The following is an 18,020-nucleotide window of genomic DNA, read 5'->3' on the forward strand; positions in this document are numbered from 1 at the left end:
GGAGCACAGTTATCAGTGCATTCGGGAAATTGACATGACCTCACTACTTCCGCTGTTAGCCATGAATAACTGTAGCACTCATTGCATCCTTAGTGTAACAGCGGAAGTAGTGGGGTGGGGGTGCCTCAGGTTCGTGGAATGATGTCTTCTCGCTTTTTCCTGCCAAGTGTATTTTGACACCCTCTGTTCCCTTCAGAATGCCTTTAACCAACAACATGGACCAGAAGCTCGGCGTTGGTTAACAACAAGACCATATCCTACGAGTCATCGGAACCGTCAGCAGATACGCCAACAGTAAAAATAATCAGAACTCTAACAAGTAATGTCTGGCACAGATATCCGATCAATGGCTGTATCAATTGCTTCTGTAAGGTTGAGGATGGTAGGCCATCGATCAGGATCTCAGACGTCCGTCTTCAACGTAGTTGAAACGACAGCTTTCATTGTCGTAACTCGCTATGAGTGTAATAACTGACCTCTACTGTCCTGACTACTGATGTTCATTGTGATAAATATTAGAAATACATACGTTTAACTATCTCTGATAGTGGCGTCACATTATGGGAATTAATCCCAAAGAGAGACAGTCAGTGTTCGGACGTCGCGGTTTCATGGCACTAACTGGGACGGCACTCGGAACGACGTTTACGGGCGTCGGCCGTCGGTCCGCTGCACCGTCCCCGGTCGACGAAACTGGTATCGATGCGCTTTCGTTTTACTCCGCTGCGAGCCAGATCGCAGCTGATGGTGAGAGTGAACTCGCAGACGATGAGACCGTCGTCGTCTGGGCGGAGCCGACAGCCTATAACTTCGAGTCGACGGACGACGGGCCGGAAACGGTTGTCTACGACGACAATCCCATTCCGTTGGTCTCTGAGGACGGTCCTGTCGTCGGCCTCGGAACAGTCGACTTCGTCAGCGACGATCAGGGTGGGTTCGACGTCGACAACGAGGCGTTCCTGCTCAACCTCTTCGACGCCAAGATCGGCGGCGAAGGAACGGTTCTCTGGGACGAGGGCCACGACCAATTCCACGAACTGGGGCTTGATTACTACCATTCCTTCGACCAGTACGCCGCGGACGCAGGCTACGACCTGACGGCGACGACGAACATTCTTGGCGGGACGGAACTGCTGTTTCCTTCGACGGCGAGCCAAGTCGCGGCGGGTGGCGGCCCACTTACGGATCCTTCACACGTCGTCGTCTGGGCTGAATCGACCGCACAGAACGTCGACGACGCGGGGGATGAAGCGTCGTATATCTACAGCGACGGCGAAGACATTCCGCTCGTCTCCCGCGACGGCACCGTCGTCGGTATCGGGACGCCGGAACTGCTCGAGGCCGGCTTCCGGTTCAACTCGGATCAGGTAATCGACGAAGAGAACAGCGGTTGGGCCCCGTTCGTGGTCCGGACGACGAACTTCAACGAGGCGTTCGACTTCTTCAGCGAGGGTGGTGACGATGAGTCCGCTGTCGACGCTGCCGACGCGGTTATCATTCCGTCGCCCGCCGACCCGTACACCGACACAGAGCTCGAGGCGCTCGCAGATCACGTCGCCGGCGGCGGCGCGGTGTTCCTCCTCGACGAGTCGGAGTTTACCAACGAGGAGACGGCGAACCTCAACGCCATCGCCGAGGAACTCGACCTCGCGTTCCGGTTCAACGCTGATCAAGTCGAAGACGAGACGCACAACGACGGCGTCGAGTTCGTTCCAACAACGTCGAACTTCAACGAGGGATTCGACGTCTTCCATGGACTGGATGGGGCCGGCCTCGAGGACGCTGACGGCCTGGTTGTCACGTCGCCGACTGCAGCGTTCACGGAGGCGGAACTCGAGGCACTCGAGAACTTCGTGGCTGACGGTGGAGCCGTGTTCCTGTTCGACGAGTCCGACTTCGGCGGCCAAGGCAACACCAACTTCGGCTTCGACGAGACGGAAAATCTCAACGCTATCGCGGACGCACTCGATCTTTCCTTCCGGTTCAACTCGGATCAGGTGAACGACGGCGACGGGGAGTTTGATATCACGACGACGAACTTCAACACCGCCTTCGATTACTTTGCGGAGCGTGAGAACTCCATTGGAATCGATTTCAATTCCGACGAGGAATACTACGGCCGCGTTGTGCGGGTGTTCGACGGCGACACCTTCGAGGTTGAGTTCGACAGCGAGTACGACTATCGCGACGTGGTCCGCCACCTCGGATTCGATACGGCCGAGACAGGTGACGCCGAAAACGAGATCCACGAGTGGTTCGGCATCGAGGATCTCGAACACCTTGACGAGTGGGGAACGAAGGCGACCGAGTTCGCGCTCGATCGCATGACGCCAGAGGGGACCGGTGCGGGCGACACCGACGTGGAGGGACGCCGGATCAAACTTACATTCGACGATGTCGAGCCGATCCGCGGCAACTACGGCCGATTGCTCGGTTACATGCAGTATGATCCGGATGACTTCGACGCTGACCCCGAAACAGACACGTACTCAGTCGACTACAATCTCGAGATGGTCGAGGAGGGGTATGCTCGCGTCTACTCCTCGGGCTTCGCCCGCCACGACGAGTTCGCAGCCGCCGAAGAGGATGCGCTCGCCGACGGCCGCGGCGTCTGGTCGGCGTCCGATTTCGACGCAGTTCCGGAACATCGCAACGACCCCGTCGAGGATGTCTTTGTCCCGCACGCGTCGAGCGTGACCACCGAGTCTGGCCCGCTCGCCGACGAACGGGTTCCCGTCGTTGCCGGGCCGACGGCCGAACAGGAGCCGCTGGGTGACGATGAGAACGAGTTCGACGCGTACGATGATGCGCCACTGATCGGAATCGACCGTGACAACCGCGTTGCGATGGTCGGCGGACTGCTGTTCAACGAAGCCTACGAAGAGCTGGAGGGATTCCCGGCCGATACCAGCGAGTACGGCAACTTCCCGCTGTTGACCAACCTCGCACGCTATCTCTCGACCAACGACGGCGACTTCCTCATCGAGGGCGGACACGCACAGTTCGATGTCTCGGGTTCGCTTTCCTTAGAGCGGACACAGTATTACCTGCGCTACCTCGAAGGTGTCGGGCTCCGTCTTCGCCAGTTCAACGATGTCGTGAACACGCTTCCCGAAGAGGACGATCCGACCGTAGTGTTCCTCACCGCACCGGGACGAGCCTACACTGACGCCGAACTCGAGACACTCCGCGAGTACCGTGACGCCGGGGGTGCGGTGATTCTGATCGGTTCGACCGGTGCGAACTCCGACCATCGCGGGAACCTCGACGCGGTCGCCGCCGGACTGGGTTCGGATCTCCGGCTTAACGACGACCGCGTCGTCGACGCTGAGGACAACCTTGCGGACGACCCGGCGCTTCCGGTGACGAGTGGATTCAACTCTTCGTTCCCGCTATTTTCACCGGTCGGTGACGGCCAGTTCGACCACCTCGAGCCCGAACAACGAGCGTACCTCGAGCTAATCGCCGACGATAGCGGGACCGTTAGTCGCGAGGCGGTCGACGGAGCCATCGAAGACTGGTCGGCCGGTCGAATCGAACGCGAGACGCTCGACGCGACAATCCAGGCGTGGTCGCAGGACCTTCAGGTGATCGCCCCATGAAAGTGGACCGACACGTCACGCTCTCGCTCATAGTCGTGTCAATACTGGTCGTCGGTGCATTAGCAGTGTCTCCCGCGGTACTGGGGCTCGTCGCTGCCGACGACGTGAGTCTGACCGTCGAAGACGACGAAGCCGGCGCGGCGACGTCACACACCTGGACGTTCGACGACGTCGACTACGAGGGCGAAGTGGAGACGATCACCGTCGACTACCCAGTTGGAACGAGCTTCAATGGACTCGACAATGATGACGTGTCCGTCGCGATAACCCGGGACGGAGAGAGTGAACCCACGGATATCAGCGTCAACGCCAACACCTACAGCGGCTCGCAGGCAACGTTCGATCTCAGTGGGATCTACAACACTGACATCGACGGCCCGGTGACCGTCGCGGTCGACGGCCTCGAGAATCCGTCGGCTGGTGACCACGAGGCGACGCTTACGTTCGAGGGTGACGACACCGTGACCACCAACACAGTGTTTACCGTGACGGAGTCGGAAAACACGGAACCGACTGAGCCTGCCGAGGCAGATCTGACGCTCGATCCCGAACTGGAAGGGGCGGCGTCCACGCACACTTGGGCGTTCGACGATGTCGATTACGACGGTGAAGTTGATTCGATCACCGTCGACTACCCCGACAGCACGAGTTTCGACGGACTCGACGACGATGACGTGTCCGTCGCGATAACCCGTGACGGGGAACGCGAGCCAACTGAGATCGATGTCAACAGCGATACCTACGGCGGCTCGCAGGCGACGTTCGACCTCAGCGGGATCTACAACACCGACATCGACGGGACGGTGAGTATCGCGATCGATGGCATCGAGAATCCGCCGGCGGGTGACCACGAGGCGACGCTCACATTCGAGGGTGATGACACGGTCACCACAGAGACCGCATTCACTGTCGCCGCCGATGGCGAGGACGGCGACAACACCGACGAGACGCTCGTTGCAGAGATCGTCGACACCGATGGTGACGTCCTCGAAAACACGGACATCGTCGTCGAACTCGAGGGTCCGAGCGAGGACGTGACGTTCGTAACGACCGACGCCGGTGGCGTCGCCGAGATCGACGTTCCCGAGGCGGGTACGTACGACGTCACGATCACGAGTCAGGAGGCCGGTACTGTGACTGACACCGTGGACGTTTCGGGCACGACCGAGTCACTGTTTGCGCTCGAGTCGCCGGAAACCGGTGCCATCGACGCACTGATCACCGACATGGATGGCGACACGCTCCCCGAAGGAACGTGGGTAACCCTAAGCGGCGGTGACGACTTCGGTGCCGACCGAACCGGCCTGCTCGAGGTCGACGGGACGGTTTTGCTCGAGGGCATCGAGCCCGGAACGTACGATCTGTCCGCGACGACCAGCGCCAGCGGTGAGACTGATACGACCACGGTGACGGTTTCGGCCAACGAGACGACTGCCACCGAACTGACCTACGGCGACGCGCCGACGAGTGCAACACTCGAGGGCACGGTCTCGACGCCGGACGGTGATGCGCTCGCTGACGAGACGGCCGTCGTCGAGTACGACGGTCCCGAATCGGGCGTCTCCATCGTTGATACCGATGCCGACGGCAACTTCGCAGTTCACCGCGTCGCGGCCGGAACTTACGAGGTGACGGTCACGGCAGCGGCGTACGATTCGAGCGACCCCGTACTGGTCGATGCCGAAGCGGGCGATACTGCCGAAGTCGCTCTGAACGATCCCGAGAGCGGTTCGATCGCTGGAACCGTTACCGATGCGGACGGCGAACCGCTCCCCGACGGAACGTGGGTCTCGTTCAGCGCGGACGGCTTCGAGACTGACAAAACCGTCCAGATCGACGACAATGGACAATTCCTGCTCGAGGGAATTGAGCCCGGAAGCTACGAGGTCACCGCCGAGACGCTGGCCTTCGGTGAGACCGACGCGGTCACCGTCGATGTCACGGCCGACGAGACAGCTGGTGTCGCGTTCACGTACGCCCAGGATGACGCTGACGTGCCCGAAGACCGCGGCGAGGACGTTACAGAACTTCGCTTCCAGAGCGACACCGTCGACGAGGATGTCGTCATTCACGGCGACGTCGAGGGCGACGTCGTGCTTGCGGGCAACACCCAGATCGACGGCGAGATTCTGATTGCGGGCGATGTCGAGGGTGATGTCGTGGTTCGTGGTGCGTCCTCCGTCGACCGGATCCTTGTCGCGGGTGATGTCGACGGGGACATCCGACTGCTCGGTAGCGGAACCGTCGCCGGAAACGTTACCGTCGGCTCCGCAGAGACTGTCGCAGTTCGGGGCAACGCAGCGCTCGAGGGAACCCTCACTTCCGACGATATCGGTACCGTCGAGGTCGTCGGCTCCGGATCGGTCGGCGAAATCGCTATCGACGGTCCGGCGAGCAATATCGAACTGACCGGTGGATCGACTGTGGGGAGCGTTACCGTTGCGGGTGATATCGATACGTTCGAAGCCCGTGGTGGCGCGACCGTCGACGGGTCAGTAACTCTTGAAACGGCTGAGACGATTCGTCTCAGTGGTGGCATCACTGTCTTTGGAGATATCATCGCCGACGAAATCACCGAGACGCTTGATGCACCGTCCCGCCTTGTTGATGGCGAGATTCTAATCGAGGAGTCACCTGGCGATGGAGCGCCCAGTCACGGCTCAGCCAATAGAGCAGGGGTGATGGTTACCGCGTTCTGACCGCAGGAACGTGGGCATTCTCGATCTCGAGAGTCCTTTCGCATATTCCGAATACAAATACTATACCTTGTTTGAACGCATGATTTCACGGATGTGAGTCCTCGATGGCGCGTTCGATGTTGCGGACGGCAGATTTCATGACAAGTTCACGGAATTGCCCGAACCAAGTTCTCGACCAGAGCGTATCGCCGTATCTGCGTCGAAGGCCGAAAAACACCGATTCAGCGTTTGAACGCTGGTGATACGCTCAATCCTTGATTGAGCATGTCTGTCGCAAGTTGATGAGAACAGGTCGTCTGGAGGAGTTGTCCGAGCGGTTCTTGGAACCGTCTTTTTTCGAGTGCTGTAGACTACATTGATTGACGACGAACGTCTGCAATTGCATCCGGCAGTTCGTCGATATGTTCGATTGCAACTTTCAAAATTGCATCGTGAATCTCTCGCGTCTCCTCATCGCGGATTCCCATCCGACGAAGTTCGGGCGTCACCGTAATTCCAAGTTCGTCCTCGAGTTCGTTCCACGTCGAATCACGTGCGTACAGTGGCTTTTGTCGGACTTCACTGTACTCGAATGCCGGACCAGTCTCGGCTGCATCCGGTTCATCATCATTGGTGGTGTCAGTCTCGGTTTCACCCGTGACAGCTTCGGCATCTGTGACTGGGGCGGTCTCCTCCGAAGCCTCAGCACGCGATTCTGGTTCAGCATGGTGCATTGCCGGCGACTCCGAAGATGATTCCACAGGGGGTGAGACATCATCCGTCGATTCCGGTTCCGTGGATGTCGACGAATCCGCCACTGGTTCTGAAGCCGGTGTCTCAGTACCAGTCGGTGCACTTGAGTCAGTCTTACCCTCGATCTCGTCCGCGTCGTTCTCGTCACCAGCTTTGAGATCATCGAACGGGTTGCTCATCGATTAATCCCTCCGGCCGCAACGATTTCGGCGAGTTCCTCGTAGTGTTCAATCTGGTCACTTTCGCTCTCGTAATCCTGCAACGGTTGGTTGTGCTGAAGCGACCGGGAGAGTGCCGACCGGTGCCGGATGCCCGGCTTCGGCGCAGTCATCTCACCGGAGTCAATCGACTCGAATTCGGATGCCGTGATTCGGGCGAACTCCGGCACCGCATCCTGGAGTGGCTGGCCAGGGTTGACCTCATAGGTTGCCGTGTTGAGATTCTCGAGGAGTTCCCGGTCTTCGGTCTGTTGATCGATCCGATCTGAGAGCTTGTTCGGGATCACCGCAAGGACGTCAACGTCGATATACTCGCGAGCCGGTTCGATCAATCGCTCCATCGTTCGCTTGTAGCCACCGATTGCACTCGAGCCAGGTTCGATTGGGATCATCACGTTGCCCGTCGCGACGAGTGCATTATTGTTCAACATGCCCGGATATGCCGGACAATCAAAAACGATGTACTCGTACTCCTCCCCAAGCAGCGGATCGACAATGTTTGACTTGACTCGCGCCGACCCTTGCATCGCACCCGCGAGATCTTTCTCGACATCCTCGAGCGTGTTCGAGGAGGGGAGGAGATCGAACTCGTAGTCAGTCGGTTGGATGAGATCGTGTGGTGTGGCATCCCCATCGAGAATCACGTCGCCGAGATTGACGTCTGCCTGATAGGCGTCGGTGAATCCGAGTCCGTTTGTCGCGTGCCCATTTGGATCGAGATCCGCGAACAGGACTCGCCCGCGTTCTGCGAGTTGGCGCGCGAGATTCATCGAGGTTGTTGATTTTCCGACACCGCCTTTCAAGATGACTACGCTTACAGCGCGTGGGGAAGTTGTTGCTGACATTGTTGGCGCTGCCCGCTTCGATTTAATAGGCACCTATTGTACCATGAATGCCAGTCTTAGCGGACAGTACACACATATAATCAGTTCTACTTAGTTGTACCGCAGGTAGGCTCAGTAGGTGGCTTAGGTCCAATAGGTGAAATAGGTAACTCAGAAAAGGTAGGTGAGTTGAACGAGGCACCTATTGTAGCTAACTTGTGTAGAGAGAGTTAGCAGGTACAACAGCAAAGAGAGGTGCAATAGGCACCGTAGCTACAATAGAATAGGTAGCTGAGTTAGCTATTGCACCTAGAGAAGCGGATTGTGATGGAGTTACGTAGAAGAGAGGCTGGCTACGTAAGAGAAGAAACAATAGGTGGGCCAGGCGGGGAAGGTGAAATAGGTAGAATAGGGGAGATAGGTGGGTAAAAAGGAGAACCGAGAGAGACGGGAGACGGAATAGAACAGTTCGCGATCCCAGAGCACTTTGCACCCAGACAGCAAAGATATGAGGGTCTTTGTCGAAAGAGAGAGACAGCAAGAACGCTTCGAAGGTTGACCTCGAAATACTTTCCCCTCACCTGATCGAGACATACACACCGCATTTCCGGTGAAAATGGTTGAGACTGTGTTTGTCTTTTCTCCAAAGATGAACTCTTTTGAACTGCTTCTCCCCCTAGTTATATATAGCATGTGTGAGTAAAACTCATTAAGTTAATCACAAACAAGAAAGAAGTAGCATCACTTCGTGTCCCCAGTTGAATTCATCCTTCACTCCTTCTCAAACGTCTATTCTTAGTATCTGTTTTTTGTTTGTCTCTGCTGTCGCACGATGTTTCCGGTGAAAATCAACCTCCGTTTCCCGTGAACACCACACTCTCTCGAATCCACTTTCACCGGAAACGTGGTGTGTGTGTCGGCGAAACGTTCAAGAGATTTCACCGGAAACGTGGTGTGTCTTCAAAATGCGTACGACACTGCTCGGTGAGTATGTAGACACCGTATTTCCGGTGAGATGACGCGGGTTCGTCGTGGAGACATCACGCCGAAGATGCCCAGGTCACACCACTAAATTCGAATCGTGCGCCGCCGGACGTTCTTTCCGTAACACGTACCGTCCAGCCGTGGGCGTCGGCGATTTGCTGAACGATTGTCAACCCAAATCCGGTCCCATCTGACCCAGTATACCCCGACTCAAAAAACATTTCTCGCTGGTCATTGGGGAGGCCCTCACCAGTGTCTTCGACGTAGAAGCCGCTTTTGTCAGCTGTAGTGACTTCACCAACACGAACAGTCACAGCGGAACCACCGTGTTCAATCGCGTTCCGAAACAGGTTCTCGAGGATATGCCGAACCCGACTTGGATCACAGCGAAGTGGCTTCTCGGTTTGGATCTCGAGTGTTGCAGCCTCGGTGTCTACGGTGTGCCAGCATTCTCGACTGAGTTCGTCAAGGCAGACGTCTGTGAGCTTATCGACGAGCTGTCCATTGCGGGCCAGCGTTAGCGTTTCGTCGACAATTGACTTCATTCGTGAGAGTGCCTGTTCAGCCTCTGTCAGTGAATGAGAGTCATAATTTTCCTGTGCGAGTTGCAGGTGGCCTTCCGCCACGTTGAGCGGATTTCGAAGGTCATGGGAAACGATTCGGGTAAACTCTTCGAGACGGTTGTTTTGATGTCGTAACTGCTGCTCACGCTCAAGTCGGTCCAGTGCACTTGTCGTGTGACTGATGAGGAGTTCACCGAGTTCGAGATCGGTTTTATCGAATGCGTTAGGATCTTCTGAAACCGCCTGAAATACTCCGTGAGATCCAATTGGAATACTAATCGCTGAGTGATACGGCCCCTCTGGCTTTGCCTCTGGATGCGCTGAAATGTCGTCAACGAGGATTGAGTCGCCAGTTCGGTACGTTTTTCCAGCAATTCCTTCATCGACTGGCATTGTAATTGCATGCACCTCCGGGATGTCTTCGGAAATTGCTGCTTTCGAAAGCATGCCATCCTCTTCGATGTCGATCACACTGAGATCGAACTGAAGAAGTTCCTTACTGGCGTCGATACTCCGTTTACAGATTCCTTCGACCGTCTCATACGTATCGAGATCGACCGCAACGTTGTTGAGTGCAGTGAGGACTTGTTCTCGGTCTTTCCGCTCAGAGATGTCGGTTATTGCACCGACCATCACCGTTGGTGTATTCCCTTCGAGTACGAGTCTGCCACGCCACAGACAGTCGATATACGACCCATCCTGGCGCTGCCAGCGACACTGCTCGGAGACGTATCCATGGTCGTCCTCGAGCGTTTCAAAGATGGCTGGATCACAAGCCAACATCGCATCGGTCTGGTCACGGATGGTCTCGCGATCATCTGGATGAACTCGCTCGAGCCACCACTCGAGGCCTGTTGTGACCTGTGTTTGGTGATAGCCGAACTCTTCGAACCCAGTTTCGAGCTGTAGTGTCTCCGTGGAGACGTTGTATGTAAAGAATGCATCTGTCGACGCGCGTGTCGCGAGTTCGTACCGGCGCTCGAGTTCAGTAATGCGTTTTTCCGCTTGGTAGGTTTCGACGGCGTGTTGGATTCGGTTGGAAAGCACTGAATACTGAAGCGTCTTGGTGTCTATATGCAGATACTCGGTGACACCAGCGCGAATCGATTCTGTTTCGAGATCGGTGCTATCCGCGCGTGTCAGTAGAAAAAACGGGATATCTAGATTGTGGGTTCGGACAGTCCGCAATAACTCGAGTCCAGTCGTGCTGTCCAGCGTATTGGTACTGAGGACACAGTCGGCCGGGGTGTCCTTGATGACAGGTATTGCCTGCTCGAAACTGGTTGCCATCTGTATCGAGAAGCTATCCGAATGGTGGGTGAGGCCAGTCTCAATCCGATCGAGAAATGCCGGATCATCATCGACCACAACGATTTTAATTCGGTCTACTGACGTGTCACCCATACCCAACGATACCACAATATCTTATATATAGACACTGGTTATTTCCACACGTCACAGTGGAGAAATCGGATGCCCACATCGTCTCTCAGTTTGACCGGTTATTTGAATTGAACTGATACCAAGTGGCACTACTTTTATGACAATCGACGATAGTTGAATATTATTGCCTAAAATCACGTTTATCGGGGCCGGAAGTATGGTCTTCGCCAAGAATCTTGTTGGCGATATTCTCTCGTTCGAGGCACTCGTGGACTGTACACTCGCGCTCATGGATATCAACGAGCAGCGATTGGCACAGACGACTGCCGTCGCTGAGGCGATGGTCGAAAACGGCGATGTTGGGGCAACCATCGAGTCAACGACAGACCGACGCGATGCACTCGAGGGAGCCGATTACGTCCTCAACATGATCAACGTCGGCAGGACGGAGCCGTTCGAGAACGAAATTCGCATTCCCGAGCGTTACGGTGTCGAACAGGCAATCGGCGATACGCTCGGCCCGGGTGGCATTTTCAGGGGCCTGCGGGCGATCCCGACAATGCTCGAGATTGCCGCGGATATGGAGGCTGACCCGCCGAGGGCAAAACTCTCGCGGGTCGGGAACGCTGTTAGCCAGCCGACGTACCCAATTCCAAACTGCCCCATAAGAGCGTTCAACGCCTAATTCAGCGAGAATAGTTGTTGTCTCACGAAGCGAACATCCAGTCGCGTGGAGACGGACGGCGAACACCCTGGCGGGTGGCGCCGTCCGCTCACGCTCCCAAACTTCATCAAATTCCGCCGCGTATGACTCGCTGAGCAGGTCTGCGAACTGCATGATCAAACCAACTCTACGACCTGCTCACTTCTCAAACCACGCTAACTAGGCGGTGCCGGGCAGCCTTTTCGACCAGTCATGACCCGTTTTCGACAGAGATTGTCGCGTCTCCGTGAACGTTTTCACCGGCATTCGCAACAACACGTTTTCGGGATCTACCACCGCTACAAACGAGATCAGAGAGAAGTTAGCTCGATTTGAGACCGTTATATCTGAATCGGCTGGTGTAGTTCACCGATGACCAGTGATATTCAGCAAACGACGGCTCTTTATGCAAAATCTCGCGGAGAGTACGAGCACTATGGCTCGCCGCAAGTGGACTGGGTTGCCAGGAATCCCCCCTCTGACTATGTTCTCGTCGGAGGGTGACCCAAGACGCGCATGATTCAGTTCGAACAGGAGTTGACGGCGCTACTCATGCATGGATATGGATACAACTCTACTCGAGGTGGCGATTATACGGAACTGAATCTCCACTGTTCGCCCCCACATGATCCGACCGATACCACTCCAGAATTAGCCAATGCACTAGCCACGGTGGACCATGATGAACTGTCGAAGTTTGGCGAGGCGTTACTGAACGGGGACGTAGAAAACAAAATCACAGAGGATACTCCCCGGCTTGTCCGACGTAACTCGCTAAAAGAAGGGCGCGTAGGTCGCACCAGCTCTTGCTCTATAGCGACACCAATGGAGCAGAGAAAGACGCCCGTCGCGAACTTGAGGACCGGCTCGGCGACGACGGTCGTGTTTAGTTAACGCTGAAGGATGAGACGAGGTGATTTTCAGCTGGTCTATGGCGAAAACCGTTCGTCTCAGTGGTCGTAGCGACTGGATTGAATTAGACTTTGTGGAGCGAGAGCGGACACCGCGCCAGCTGATGAAGCTCGGTATTCGGCTACATCTTGCGGGATTATCGCCTTCGAATACCGTTCGAGAATTAGAGAAGTTCGGTGTCGAACGGTCGCGGAAAGCTGTTCACGACTGGGTACAGAAAGCAGATCTACAGCCAGCCAGCAACGCGAGTCCGGATCACGTTGCGCTCGACAAGACGGTGATCCGAATCAACGGCCAACAGTTCTGGCTGTATGCTGCGGTCGATCCCGACACAAACGATTTCCTGCACGCAAGGCTGTTTACAACGACTACGACGGCATTAACACAGCGGTTCCTGCAAGAACTTTGTGAGAAACACGACGTCGATGACGCCGTGTTTCTCGTCGATCATGCCCATCATCTAGCGACAGCACTCCAGCGAATCGGGCTCCGATTTCGACTCGAACGACACGGAAATTGGAACGCTATCGAACGTGTCTTTCGAGAGGTAAAACGACGAACCTCCTTGTTCAGTAATAGCTTCGGCCACGTCGATCCATCAACCGCCGAAACGTGGTTACAAGCCTTCGCCGTCTGGTGGAATTCGCGTAACTAAACACGATGCTTGTGGCCCAGATAAACTATATTTGATATACGAGTGTACGTCTGTAAATTTGGTGTTGATGATATTGTCTAGCCCGAGCGTTGCGTTGTTCCACAGAGACAATTGCAGATCCTTCACCATGGTATCTCGGTGGCAGCCAGCGTCGGATCGAATGCCACGATCTACGGGATCGATTATACGGAATCGGCTGCTCACTCTCGTTAGCGAGAGTCCATATTGAGATCGACTTCGATGATATTCGCCGTCCGTGTAATGGCTTCCGGGACGTGTTTGCGGAACTCGTCTCCTTTGATCCGGCTAGTGGGTCCGGAAATACTGATCGCACCGAGCACGCGTCCACTTTTGTCACGGATCGGTGCTCCGACCGCGCGTAGCCCCTCAATTTGCTCTTCGTTGTTGTACGCATACCCCTCTGACCGAATCGTTTCGAGTTCCTCCCGGAGGGCGTCTGGCGCGGTGATCGTATTCTCGGTTTTACGAACTAAGTCACTTTGCTGGATAATTTCTTCTCGTCGGGTCTCCGGGAGGTGGGCGAGAATCGCTTTTCCAGTCGCAGTGTAATGAAGTCGATCCGTCTCCTGCATCTTGTTTTTCTGAAATCGTTGCCCAACCGCGTGTTCGCCTTTCACCTTCCAGATATGGATTAACCGACCGTGTTCTTCAGTCGAGAGATGGGTGTACTCACCCGTGTTTTCAGCTAGTTCGACAAGTCGCGGTCGCGCGGTCACATATACTCGATTCTTATTTCGTACAAACTCTCCCAAACGTAAAAATTCCAGACTGAGAGAATAACGATCTTCCTCTTGGACAATGTAGCCATGCTGCTTGAGCGTTGTAAGATGATTGTACACCGCGCTCTTCGAAAGATCCAGATCAGACATCAACTCGACAGCCGTCGCCTCATCGAGCCGTTCGAGCGCATCGATAATTCGAAACGTTGTCGATACCGTCGACAAAGTACGGGAAGAGGGTTTGTCTGCATTCATCTATGGCGTGATCTAGCTAGCCAACACATAGCTGTTTTCCTATGGAGCAAAATTCACCGTTTCATTTCTTCGGATCCACTACCTCCACTCAGGTGCTGGTAATCGGAACCCACGTTTGTCTCAGAGAGACAACGCTACAACCTCTATCGGTTGTGACCGTGGGATGGGCAGTATAGGGTGCTGACGCTGTACTATTTAGGGTGGTCCGTCTTATCGGATATGTATCCGTTGCACCTCTCGAGCACCACCGGGATTCCAGGATAACTAATGAGAACAGTATCAGCATATCCAGCCCGTTCAGGCGGAAACTACTCTGCTTCGGCTAGCGTCTCGATGGCGCCCGTGAGGATCTGTGTCGCAGCTACACAATCATCCCAGTCCGTCCATTCCAGTGGTGTATGAGAGAGTCCATCGTGGGAGGGGGCAAATAGCATGCTAGCATCGGTGACTTTGGCGACGCGCATGGTATCGTGGGCAGCTCTCGACTCAAGTTCAACCACTGGTATGTCGTGATTCGTAGCGGCGTCTTGAAGCGCGATTCGACATCGCTCGTTCATCGTTTGCGGCGGTCGATCTGCGGACCGGTTAAACGAGGTTTTGACGCCACGTTCGGACTCGAGTCGGGCAAGACTCGTCTTTGCTCTGTCGACGAGATACTCCATTGTGCTGTAGTTGGTGTCCCGAACATCGACCGTCAGCGTGACGGCTCCGGGAACAACGTTTGGTGCGTTCGGTGAGACGACGGAATGGCCAACAGTCGCAACGGGTGCCGAAGAGTCCACGGCTAAACGCTCGGAGGCTGCTCGCTCGATGTCGAGCACAAACTCACTTGCTGCGGTGAGGGCATCTGTTCGGTCTCTCATAGACGTCGTTCCCGCGTGGTTCGCTTCGCCTTCGATGGATGCTTCGCAGCGCGTGATTCCAGTGATTGCTGAAATGATCCCAGCTTGGGCGCCTTTGTTGATGAGCGTCTCAGCCTGCTCAATATGGAGTTCGAGCCATGAATCCCAGGTTTCCGGGTTGATCGTGTCAGACCCAGAAAAGCCGATTCGTTGGAGCGCCTCTTCGAGTGATACTCCCTCATCGTCTTCGCGAGTGAGGGCCCACTCGGTTGAGACGTCGCCCACTGCGACGGCCGAGCCGAGTGCACCGTAATCGAATCGCTGCCCTTCTTCTCCGGTAAAGCAGACGACGTCGATGGGACGTTCCAGCGGCACTTCGGCGTCCTGCAGCGCACGTACGCTCTCGAGAGCTGCGTACACGCCGAGTGGTCCGTCGAAGATTCCACCGTTTGGGACGGAATCAAGGTGGCTACCGAGTGCGACTGGTGCCGTCATCGGATCCGCACTATCGGGGACCCAACGACCAGCGATGTTCCCGACAGGGTCGACGCGAACCTCCAGGTTGCGCTCTTCGAGGCGATCAACGAAGTACTCGCGAGCGCGTCGGTCGGCGTCAGTTCCGGTCAGTACCGTTCTTCCATGGCCCTCTTCGACGTTCACCGCGCCGAACGTGGCATTGGTGAGGAGGTCCTCTCGAAGGCGTCGCCGCTGAACCTGCATGATATTACACTCGTCCACAATTACCACGGTCTACTTGACTGTACCGTCTTTGGCCACATATGTAACTGAACATATGGTTATCCATAGTATTATACCTACGGTTCACCCTGCAATCGCTATGGGCCAACTCGATAGCTTGTCTCTCACAGAGATCCGTCGGGACCTGCACAGATATCCTGAAAGCGGTTGGAAGGAGTTTCGGACAACCGCACTCCTTGCCGAAGAACTCGATGAGCGCGGGTTTGACCTGTTTTTTGGAGGCGAAGCGCTTGACGAGACGGCTCGTCTTGGTGTTCCACCCGCTGACGAAATATCGGCAGCACGAAAGCGGGCACGCAGGAACGGGGCACCAGCATGCTACCTCGACCAAATGGACGGCATTACCGGACTTGTCGCCGAAAAACGGTACGGATCGGCAGGACCGACGGTTGGGGTTCGGATCGATATCGACGCTCTTGAGATTCGGGAAGCGTCCGACGACGACCACAGACCCGCTCGACTCGGGTTTGCGAGCGAGTATTCGAACACGATGCACGCGTGTGGCCACGACGGTCACACATCTATCGGCCTTGGACTTGCGCGCGCAATCGACGAGGAAGGAGGATTCGATGGAACGCTTAAACTGTTCTTTCAGCCGGCAGAGGAAGGAGGACGCGGCGGAAAGCCGATGTCTCGGTCAGGACACCTGGATGATGTGGAGTACTTCTTTGCGTTACATCTCGGATTGGGGAACGAAACCGGGACGATCATCGCGGGTTACGAGCATCCCCAACCAAATGCGAAACTCGATGTGACTTTTTCCGGCGAGTCAAGTCATGCAGGAAAAGCACCAGAAGACGGGCGGAATGCACTCCAGGCACTTTCGGCCGCGATCCAGAACCTCTATGCCATCCCTCGCCACAGCGACGGCGTCACGCGGATCAATATTGGGCATGTTGAATCACCAAACCCACAGAGTGTAGTTTCCGACGCAGCCACGATGCGAATCGAAGTCCGTGGAGGTAGCATCGACCTCAAGGAATATATGCTGGAGCGAGCCGAACGCACCGTTCGTCATGCTGGCGCAATGCACTCGGTTGACGTGGAGACCGACCGGTACGGTGAAACGACAACGTTTACCGCCGACGACGAACTCATCGACCTGGTTGCGACCGCCGCGGCTGATGTTCCTACCGTCGATCGGATCACCCGGCGCCAGACGTTTGCTGCGAGCGAAGACGCTTCATATCTCATCAGACGAGTCCAGAACAGCGGTGGTGTAGCAACGTATCTCGGTATCGGAGCAAGCAATGTCGCTGGCCATCATAATTCGCACTTCGATATTGACGAAACCGCCCTCGAACTTGGGGTAGCCGTTCTCGCTGCTTCGATCCGCTCGCTCGACGGCGACTGAATGGCGGATCGGACGAGTCCGCACTGGCGATCGCGACAATCGTCAGTACTTGATCTCCGAATCGAGCATCTCTTCCGGATATGTACCCAGTTGCTCGGCGAGACGCCCCGGTAGTTCATCGGTGACTCGCTTTGTGTGCTCGAGCAGTTCACGAAGATCGGTAACGGGGTCGTCGGACAGGTCGACTCGGAGATTGTGGTATCGCTGGGGGACCGGCGCGTGGACCAGCAGAGCCGCACTTACCTTTCCACGTTTGTCGCCACCGGCTTCCTGGCCCGCTTCGAGAGCAGTCACCAGCCGATCAACCAATTTTCCGTCCGCGTCAACGAAGGCTTCGGTAACCGCATCGAGAACTGCCTCGCCGGCGAGCATGTTTCCTGCGACTGTGTGTGTTTCTTGTGAACAGCCACCGTTCCATGAAACGCAGTCGTCTCCGGTGTGGACGAACGTCGTGCCGTCGGTCTGGATCCCGTGGAGTTGTCGATAACTGGCGTATTCGTCGGCGTCGAGCAACACTTCACATGCTGCGTCAAGCGGGATACCGCGATCAACGAATTCGAGCGCATTAGCGCCGTGAGAGGTCTTTGTGAACGACTGGGTTACGACCGCGGCCCGATCACTCACGTACGGACACACTGCACCGACGCCAGCTGTACCTGTCGTCACTGCGACTCCCGTCTGGGAGGTTTCAGGATCGGTTGCGGCAATCGAGAACGTTCCGGGTGCAAAGCCAGTCTGCCAGGTGTTGGCATCAATGTCGGCCATCATCTGGTAATGAGTTGCAAGTTGAATAAA

General features: G+C 55.9%; 10 protein-coding genes and 3 pseudogenes. 5 read left to right on the forward strand and 8 right to left on the reverse strand.

Going from position 1 to position 18,020, the window contains the following annotated elements; genetic code table 11:
* The first annotated feature begins 611 nt into the window (after positions 1-611).
* Positions 612-3,602 carry a thermonuclease family protein gene (locus tag B2G88_RS18725; RefSeq protein ID WP_087715652.1) on the forward strand — a complete coding sequence of 997 codons (2,991 nt, stop codon included), beginning with the start codon at positions 612-614 and terminating at the stop codon, positions 3,600-3,602.
* On the forward strand, positions 3,599-6,301 hold the full coding sequence (locus B2G88_RS18730) for a carboxypeptidase regulatory-like domain-containing protein (RefSeq protein ID WP_087715653.1): 2,703 nt from the start codon (positions 3,599-3,601) through the stop codon (positions 6,299-6,301). Before B2G88_RS18725 ends, B2G88_RS18730 begins: the two co-directional genes overlap by 4 nt.
* An 85-nt stretch (positions 6,302-6,386) precedes the next feature.
* On the opposite strand, the pseudogene B2G88_RS18735 reads toward B2G88_RS18730, so the two are convergent.
* The 4 genes and pseudogenes from B2G88_RS18735 to B2G88_RS18750 all read right to left on the reverse strand — a co-directional run.
* Positions 6,387-6,545: pseudogene (locus tag B2G88_RS18735) on the reverse strand (IS5 family transposase); the annotation flags it as partial.
* A gap of 106 nt (positions 6,546-6,651) precedes the next feature.
* A complete protein-coding gene (locus B2G88_RS18740) occupies positions 6,652-7,212 on the reverse strand; it encodes a prolipoprotein diacylglyceryl transferase (protein ID WP_087715654.1) in 561 nt (186 codons plus the stop codon).
* Positions 7,209-8,096, reverse strand: a complete 888-nt coding sequence (locus tag B2G88_RS18745) for a ParA family protein (RefSeq protein WP_087715655.1) — start codon at positions 8,094-8,096, stop codon at positions 7,209-7,211. Before B2G88_RS18745 ends, B2G88_RS18740 begins: the two co-directional genes overlap by 4 nt.
* A gap of 1,019 nt (positions 8,097-9,115) precedes the next feature.
* Positions 9,116-11,026, reverse strand: coding sequence for an ATP-binding protein (locus B2G88_RS18750; RefSeq protein ID WP_087715656.1), 1,911 nt, complete (start codon positions 11,024-11,026; stop codon positions 9,116-9,118).
* Positions 11,027-11,189: 163 nt separating this feature from the next.
* Between B2G88_RS18750 and B2G88_RS18755 the strand changes: the two are divergent.
* A pseudogene (locus B2G88_RS18755) lies at positions 11,190-11,639 on the forward strand (family 4 glycosyl hydrolase); the annotation flags it as partial.
* Here the strand turns inward: B2G88_RS18755 and B2G88_RS18760 are convergent.
* Positions 11,589-11,843: pseudogene (locus B2G88_RS18760) on the reverse strand (IS6 family transposase); the annotation flags it as partial. The pseudogenes B2G88_RS18755 and B2G88_RS18760 overlap by 51 nt on opposite strands.
* Before the next feature lie 796 nt (positions 11,844-12,639).
* On the opposite strand from B2G88_RS18760, the gene B2G88_RS18765 reads away from it, so the two are divergent.
* Positions 12,640-13,275, forward strand: coding sequence for an IS6 family transposase (locus B2G88_RS18765; protein WP_054862113.1), 636 nt, complete (start codon positions 12,640-12,642; stop codon positions 13,273-13,275).
* Positions 13,276-13,484: 209 nt separating this feature from the next.
* Here B2G88_RS18765 and B2G88_RS18770 read toward each other — a convergent pair whose 3' ends face one another.
* Positions 13,485-14,270, reverse strand: coding sequence for an IclR family transcriptional regulator (locus tag B2G88_RS18770; RefSeq protein ID WP_087715657.1), 786 nt, complete (start codon positions 14,268-14,270; stop codon positions 13,485-13,487).
* A gap of 308 nt (positions 14,271-14,578) precedes the next feature.
* Complete coding sequence (locus B2G88_RS18775) at positions 14,579-15,832, reverse strand: Zn-dependent hydrolase (protein WP_054862112.1); 1,254 nt, start codon at positions 15,830-15,832, stop codon at positions 14,579-14,581.
* Between the two features lie 118 nt (positions 15,833-15,950).
* Here B2G88_RS18775 and B2G88_RS18780 point away from each other — a divergent pair, with 118 nt between their 5' ends.
* Positions 15,951-17,225: an amidohydrolase gene (locus tag B2G88_RS18780; RefSeq protein ID WP_087715658.1), complete on the forward strand. Its 1,275-nt coding sequence runs from the start codon at positions 15,951-15,953 to the stop codon at positions 17,223-17,225.
* Between the two features lie 42 nt (positions 17,226-17,267).
* Here B2G88_RS18780 and B2G88_RS18785 read toward each other — a convergent pair whose 3' ends face one another.
* On the reverse strand, positions 17,268-17,990 hold the full coding sequence (locus tag B2G88_RS18785; RefSeq protein WP_087715677.1) for a DUF1028 domain-containing protein: 723 nt from the start codon (positions 17,988-17,990) through the stop codon (positions 17,268-17,270).
* Positions 17,991-18,020 lie beyond the last annotated feature (30 nt).

The organism is Natronolimnobius baerhuensis (assembly GCF_002177135.1).
GTDB classification, from domain to species: domain Archaea; phylum Halobacteriota; class Halobacteria; order Halobacteriales; family Natrialbaceae; genus Natronolimnobius; species Natronolimnobius baerhuensis.